The organism is Streptomyces sp. NPDC002265 (genome assembly GCF_040296125.1).
Taxonomy (GTDB): Bacteria; Actinomycetota; Actinomycetes; order Streptomycetales; family Streptomycetaceae; genus Streptomyces.
This window is the reverse complement of the sequence record NZ_JBEOWS010000456.1, coordinates 1-6519: the sequence shown is the minus strand read 5'-3', so window position 1 is coordinate 6519 and position 6519 is coordinate 1. Positions and strand designations below refer to the sequence as shown.

The window sequence follows — 6519 nt, the reverse complement described above, 5'->3', positions numbered from 1 at the left end:
CGATGGTCACGACGCGGACCCGCTCGCCGTACTTCTCGCCGAACTCGGCGATGGCGCCCTGCTTCTTGGCCTCGTCGAGGCTGAGGATCTCGGCGGTGTCCCGGCTGGTCGACGCCCTCGCTGCAGGCGGCGAACGAGCTCTGGTCGCGATGCGCACGGCCCGCGCCCGAGTGCGCGAGCACGTCTGGGGAACTGGCCGGCCCCGCGGCACCGGACGCGGGCGGGCGGGCGACCGTGGACCTGGACGGCGTGCTCGTCATCGCGCACTCCGACAAGCAGGGCGCGATGCCGACGTGGAAGAAGACCTTCGGGCGCCACCCGCTGATGGGCTTCGTCGACCACGGCCCGGGCGACTTCGGCAAGCCCGTCGCCGGTCTGCTGCGACCGGGAACGCAGGCTCCAACAGCGCCGCCGACCACATCGAGGCCGCCCGACTCGCCCTGGCCCAGCTGCCGAAGGTTTTCCGGCGCGGACGCCAGACCCTGATCCGCACCGACTCCGGCGGCGGCACGCGGCCACGCCGGAGTGGCTTCCAAGGGGTTACCTGGTCGACCGCGGCCGTCTGACGCGCAGAGGCGGCCCGGCTGGAGCGGGAGTTGCAGCGCGGTGTGCTGACACGCGCGTGGGCCGGCCAGCGGTGAACGCTGGCACGGGTGAAGACGATGATCGGTCGCCTGTTCCACGTCTCGGACACCATGGAGGGCGTGTGGCAACTACTGAGGTGCTCTGTCCGCTCCTGGCAGCAGCCGACGCGGCGTGCGATCGAGCGTGACGAAGACGGCGCGCAGGAGTAGAGCCCCCAGCCAGGTCAGGCCGGTCAGCCTTTCAGGGGGCGTGTCCATTCCTGCGCCCGTCGGGGCCGGGCCGTCTGTCGCGAACGCCTCGGCTCCAGGTCCCGCAGCGGCTCTGAGTCGCATCAGTTGAGGGCGTGGCTGCGGCCGGTCTGCAGGATCTCGTCGGAGAGTTCGGGCTCGACGTGGCGTACGGCGCGGGCGAGCATCAGTGCGCCGACCATTTCGTTGAGCAGGCGGATGGCCCTGTGGCGGGCTTCGGCCGGGTCGAGCTCGTGGCCTTTCTCCTCGGCCTCGCGCAGGAACTCGGCGGTGAAGCCGGTGAGGTAGCCCTCGACGCCTTCGGCGTACGCGCTCTGCACGGTTTCGCTGTGCCGTCCGGCGTCGGTGGCCATGGAGGCGGAGGGGCAGCCGCCGTCCGGGGCGTCACGGTGCGCGGTGGACAGATAGTCGGCCACGACCCGCTCCAGCGGTGAGCCGGCCTGGTCCGGGCCGTCCTCGATCGCCTGGGCCAGGACCGCGAGCGAGGCGGCGTAGGAGGCGCCGCACACCTCCACGGCCAGGTCGTTCTTGGAGGCGAAGTGGTTGTAGAAGCCGCCGTGGGTGAGTCCGGCTTCCTTCATCAGCTCGGCGATGCCGACCGCGTCGATGCCCTGCGAGCGGAACATGCGGCTCGCCGCTTCGAGGATGTTCTGCCGGTTGCGGGCCTTGTCTTCCTTGGTGATCCGCGGCATGGCCGTCCCCTCGCGTCGCTCTCTGTTTGACATCTTTAATGATGCCCGTCATCATAGCAGGAGTTGCAATGATGAGGGGCATCATTAATAGTTCGTGGAAGGAGAGCATCATGCGCGCCATCGCCTACGACCAGCACGGTGAAGCCGGGCAGGTACTACGCCTGAGCAAGCGGCCGGCCCCTGCTGCGCCCGCAACCGGGCAGGTTCAGGTGCGGGTGCTGTCCAGGCCGATCCACCCCGGCGACCTGGCGGCAGTGGAGGGCCTTCCGGGTTGGCCGCGGCAGCGGTTCGCCACGCCCCGGATTCCCGGCGTGGAGGCAATGGGCGTCATCGAGGCCGTCGGCGAGGGTGTGCAGGATCTGCGGCCCGGCCAGCGGGTGGCGTTCTTCCCGGTGCCGGGCGCGTGGAGCGAAGTCGTCACGGCGCCGGCCGATCTTGTGGTGTCGGTGCCCGAGGACCTCGGCGACGAGAGCGCGGCGTTGATGCTGGCCAACCCGCTGACCCTGCTCTCCTTGCTGCGGGCGGTCGAGGACGCCCAGCACGGCCAGGCCGGTCCGGTGGTGCAGACGGCAGCCGGGTCGTCGGTGGGAAAGCTGGTCAGCGCCGCAGCCCTCAAGCACGGCATCCCGCTGGTCAACCTGGTACGCAGCGCCACGGGGGCGCAGACCTTGCGGCAGCGCTTCCCCGCACTGCCGGTCATCTCGACGGCCGACGCCGACTGGCGCACTCAGGTCCAGGACGCGACCGGCGGCCGGGGCGTCCAGGTCGTACTGGACGCGGTGGGCGGATCCCTGACCGGTGAGCTGGCCGGGCTGCTCGCCGACGGCGGCACGCTGATCACCTACGGAGGGCTCGGTTCCGGCAGCACGCCGCTGGAGTCGCTCGCGCTGACCCCGCGGGCCCTGACCGTGCGGGGGACGTCCGTCTTGCAGTGGATGGCCGCCCGCACGCCCGAGGAGCGGGCCGAGGACGTCGCCTTCGCCGCCCGGCTGGCCGCGACCGCCCCGGAACTCTTCGAGGTCGCCGCCCGCTACGACCTCGCCGACTTCGCGAAGGCCATCGACCACGTCCGCCGCCCCGGCAGGAACGGAACCGTCCTGCTCACCAGCCCCGCACCCTGAACCCCACGAAGGGCACCGCCATGAAGATCGGAACCCTCGGCGCCGGAACCGTCACCCAGGCCATCGCCCGCCACGCCGTGGCCCACGGCCACCAGGTCGTCCTGAGCAACAGCCGCGGCCCCGCCTTTCTGGCCGGCCTCGCCGACGAACTCGGACCGCTCGCCCAGGCCGGCACCCCGCAGGAAGCCGCCGCGGCGGAACTCGTCGTGCTCGCAGTCGGCTGGCCCCAGATCCCGGACGCGGTAGCCGGCCTGCCCTCCTTCGAGGGGCGCATCGTCATCGACGCCACCAACCAGTTCGCCTCCCCGCCGCCGCCCATGAAGATCGCCGACCTGGGCGAGCTGACCGGCAGCGAACACGTCGCCTCACTGCTGCCCGGAGCCCGCGTCGTCAAGGCGTTCAACACCCTCTACGGCCAGTACATCGCCGCCGACCCGCGCCACCGGGCCGGACGCCAGGTGCTGTTCCTCGCCGGTGACGACGCCGACGCCAAGACCACCGTCAAGGACCTCACCGCCGCCTTCGGCTTCGCCCCCGTCGACCTCGGCTCCTTGCGCGAGGGCGGACGCCTCATGCAGCTCGGCGGCCCGCTCTCCGGCCTCCACGCCCTCAAACAGGACTGAGGCGCCCTGCCCATTCCTCGCTCTCCCCTATCACCCCCCACAAGGAAGTTGCTCATGACCACCCAGCCCCTGCTCCAGCCCGTCCGCCTCGGCGCCCTGGAACTCCCCAACAGCGTCGTCATGGCCCCCATGACCCGCGCCCGTGCTCAGAACGCCGAGCTGGCCCCCACCGACCTCCACGCGACCTACTACGCGCAGCGTGCCGGCGCCGGCCTGATCGTCACCGAGGGAACCTGGGTCAACGCCGACGCGATCGGTTTCATCCACGCGCCCGGCATCTACACCGAGACGCAGACCGCCGGCTGGGTGAAGGTCACCGAAGCCGTCCACGAGGCCGGCGGCCGGATCGTCTCCCAGCTCGGCCACCTCGGCGCGGCCTCCCACCCCGACCACCTCGGCGGCCGCCTGCCCGCCGGACCCTCGGCCATCAACCCCGGCGAAAAGTCCTTCACCCCCTCCGGCCCCAAGGACACCGTCACCCCGCGCGCCTACACCAGCGCTGAGATCGCCGCCACCATCGCCGACTACCGCCACGCGGCCGAGAACGCCCGCCGCGCCGGCTTCGACGGCGTGGAAATCCACGCCCAGCAGTCCCACCTGATCCCGCAGTTCCTCAACCCGCGTCTCAACCAGCGCACCGACGCCTACGGAGGCAGCAGCGAGAAGCGGGCCCAGTTCCTCCTCGACATCCTCGACGCCGTCAGTAACGTGTTCGGCAGCGACCGCATCAGCGTGAAGATGTCCCCGGGCTGGAACAACGGGACCACGTTCACCGCGGACGAGGAGACACTCGCCGACTACGACCAGCTGTTCAAGAAGCTCAACGACAGCAACCTGGCCTACCTGCACCTCCTGGGCACCCCCGGCACCATCGAGGAGCGCATCGCCCTCTTCTCCCGCTACCGCGCCCACTACCAGGGCAACATCATCGCCAACCTCGGCTTCACCCAGGCCCTCGGCAACGAGATCCTCGACCACAAGATCGTCAACGCGGTCTCCTTCGCTGAACCCTTCATCGCCAACCCCGACCTGGTCGAGCGCTTCACGCACGGCCACCCGCTGGCCGACGGCGACCGTGCCACCTACTACGCCGGTCACGCCGAGGGCTACACCGACTACCCCGCCTTCACCGCCAACTGAGCAAGCAATACGTCGACGCAGCGTCGGCGCGTGGGGCAGCAGGAAACCTCCTGCTGCCCCACCCCCAACGCAGCGCCCACCAGTTCTCTGAACGCTACTGGCCCCGAGCCACAGCAAAGGGGACAACACCACAGGTCGGGTACCTGCAGCAGCGAGCCCAGTCCCACAGGTGCCCTGGTTCGCCGGTGGCGATGTGATGGTCTGCACAGGAGTGTCAGTGGAGAGCCGTCATGTCGATGTCAGCGGCTTAGAGGTCGTTTCTTATGGTGCCCCTGCGGTTATCGTGCCTGGGGGCACCCTCCATCGGGGTGGACAGGGAGCCGGGGGATCGTGGACGAGACGTTTGACGCCGTGGGAGAAGCACTGTGTTGCGCCGCAGCCATTCGGCTGAGCGGTGCCGTGCAGGTGCTGACCGAGCGATCTGGCCTGCTTGATAACTACAACTCGATCATGGCGGGAGTGGAGAACATCACGGCATTTCTTGACGGCCTAGAACTCGACAACGACTTGCTTGGCCATGCGTTTGGCGAGAGCTGGTGTCTGGGTGCCAGCTACCCGACAGGGCTCGCGGGCCGTGCCTTCGTTGACGACTGGTCGCGTCTGGTGTTCGGCACGGTGGGCCTGACCAAGCCAAAGCAGTGCAACTACGTGGCAGCCCGGGCGCTGGACTTCGCCTCGCAGGCGGCGGCAGCTTGGCCGTCCGCCATCCGTATCGGCTCCTTCGACAGCCTGGCCCGCTTCGAGCTGGCTTGCCAGCAGGAGGCGGAGGACCGGCTGCGGAAGGACGGTCTGCCTGCTCTGTGGAAACTGGCGGAAGTCCGGTCGAAGCAGTATCGCCAGGCGGCGGAACAGGGGGCTTCACCCTTGGTCGTGGACACCGGTTGTTATGCGGCGGTGGTCAGCGTAGTTGATCGCTGTTCGTAAGTGATCGGGCTGATCTGGCCGAGGCGGGAGTGCCTTCGTCTGGTGTTGTAGCGAGTCGCCCATCGGAAGACCGCGAGCCGGGCCTCGCGGGCCCCGTTCCACCGTTTTCTCCCCTGGAGCGTCTCTCTTTTCATGGTCGCGTTCAGCGACTCTGCGGCGGCGTTGTCCGCGCTCGTGCCCACCGCGCCGCGTGATCTGATCACGCCGAGCTCGCCGCAGACCTGGGCGAACTCCTTCGAGACGTATTGCGCCCCGTTGTCGCTGTGGAAGATCGCCCCGCGCAGGCCGGCGGCACCCCGGGCAGCGGCCGCGGCCTTGAGCGCGTCGGTGACCAGCTCGGTGCGCATGTGGTCGGCGATCGACCAGCCCGCCAGTCGTCTCGAGGACAGGTCCAACACCGTTGCCAGATAAAGGAATTGGCCATTGCCCACCGGCAGGTAGGTTATGTCGCCCACGTAGCGAGTGTTCGGCGTGGTCGCGGTGAAGTCGCGCTGCAGGAGGTCCGGCACCGGCGTCGCAGAGGGTTCGGGGATGGTGGTGCGGACCTTCTTGCGCAGGTGGAACCCGACGATGTTGAACCTCCTCATGACGCGTGCCACCCGCTTGTGATTGATCCGCTCGCCGCCGTCCCGGAGCTCGGCGGTGACGCGCGGGGCCCCGTAGGTGCCGTCGGATTCCTGGTGGATTTCGGTAATGCGCTCAGCGAGTTCGGCATCGGCCCGTGCCCGGTCGGCCCGCGCTTGCGCGCCGGCCAGGTGTCGGTAGAAGCCGGAACGAGAGACCTGCAGCATCCGGCACAGCCGCTTGACGCCGAAGGCGCCACGGTGATCGTCGACGAACTGGAAGCGGCTGCTCACCAGCTGGTCTCGGCCGCAAAATACTTCGCAGCCCTCCGCAGGATCTCCCGCTCAAGCTCGAGTTCCTTCACCCGCGCCCGCAGCTGACGGTTCTCCTTCTCCATCGCGGTGGCCTCCACGGCCTCGGGCCGGGCGGCCTGCTCGGCGTCCCGAACCCACGTGCGCAGCGTCTCGTGGTTGACTCCCACGTCCTTGGCCACCGACGCATACGTCCCACCCGGGCTCGCGTGGTACAGCGCGACGGCATCGGCCCGGAACTCAGGCGAGTACTTCGACGTCCCCAACGGGAACTCCTGTCCTATGGATCATCACGATCCAATGATCAGGGT

General features: G+C 69.2%; 6 protein-coding genes and 2 pseudogenes. 6 read left to right on the top strand and 2 right to left on the bottom strand.

What is annotated here, in order from left to right; translation table 11 throughout:
- Positions 1 to 95 precede the first annotated feature (95 nt).
- Positions 96 to 512: pseudogene (locus ABT085_RS42370) on the top strand (transposase); the annotation flags it as partial.
- A pseudogene (locus ABT085_RS46895) lies at positions 511 to 788 on the top strand (winged helix-turn-helix domain-containing protein); the annotation flags it as partial. The pseudogenes ABT085_RS42370 and ABT085_RS46895, both read left to right, overlap by 2 nt.
- A gap of 128 nt (positions 789 to 916) precedes the next feature.
- Here ABT085_RS46895 and ABT085_RS42360 read toward each other — a convergent pair.
- Positions 917 to 1525, bottom strand: coding sequence for a TetR/AcrR family transcriptional regulator (locus ABT085_RS42360; RefSeq protein WP_351621293.1), 609 nt, complete (start codon positions 1523 to 1525; stop codon positions 917 to 919).
- A gap of 68 nt (positions 1526 to 1593) precedes the next feature.
- Between ABT085_RS42360 and ABT085_RS42355 the strand changes: the two genes are divergently transcribed.
- The 4 genes from ABT085_RS42355 (at position 1594) to ABT085_RS42340 (ending at position 5333) form a co-directional block, all read left to right on the top strand.
- The gene (locus ABT085_RS42355; protein WP_351621290.1) at positions 1594 to 2646 is read left to right on the top strand and encodes a zinc-binding dehydrogenase; all 1053 of its coding nucleotides are present in this window, start codon (positions 1594 to 1596) and stop codon (positions 2644 to 2646) included.
- A gap of 20 nt (positions 2647 to 2666) precedes the next feature.
- Positions 2667 to 3269, top strand: a complete 603-nt coding sequence (locus tag ABT085_RS42350; protein WP_351621287.1) for an NADPH-dependent F420 reductase — start codon at positions 2667 to 2669, stop codon at positions 3267 to 3269.
- A 54-nt stretch (positions 3270 to 3323) separates the two neighbouring features.
- On the top strand, positions 3324 to 4409 hold the full coding sequence (locus tag ABT085_RS42345) for an alkene reductase (RefSeq protein WP_351621284.1): 1086 nt from the start codon (positions 3324 to 3326) through the stop codon (positions 4407 to 4409).
- Positions 4410 to 4739: 330 nt separating this feature from the next.
- On the top strand, positions 4740 to 5333 hold the full coding sequence (locus tag ABT085_RS42340) for a hypothetical protein (protein ID WP_351621282.1): 594 nt from the start codon (positions 4740 to 4742) through the stop codon (positions 5331 to 5333).
- Here ABT085_RS42340 and ABT085_RS42335 read toward each other — a convergent pair.
- A protein-coding gene (locus ABT085_RS42335) for an IS3 family transposase (RefSeq protein WP_351621280.1) occupies positions 5294 to 6474 on the bottom strand; the annotation gives its coding sequence in 2 pieces (ribosomal slippage) (positions 5294 to 6207 and positions 6207 to 6474; 1182 coding nt in all). The genes ABT085_RS42340 and ABT085_RS42335 overlap by 40 nt on opposite strands.
- Positions 6475 to 6519 lie beyond the last annotated feature (45 nt).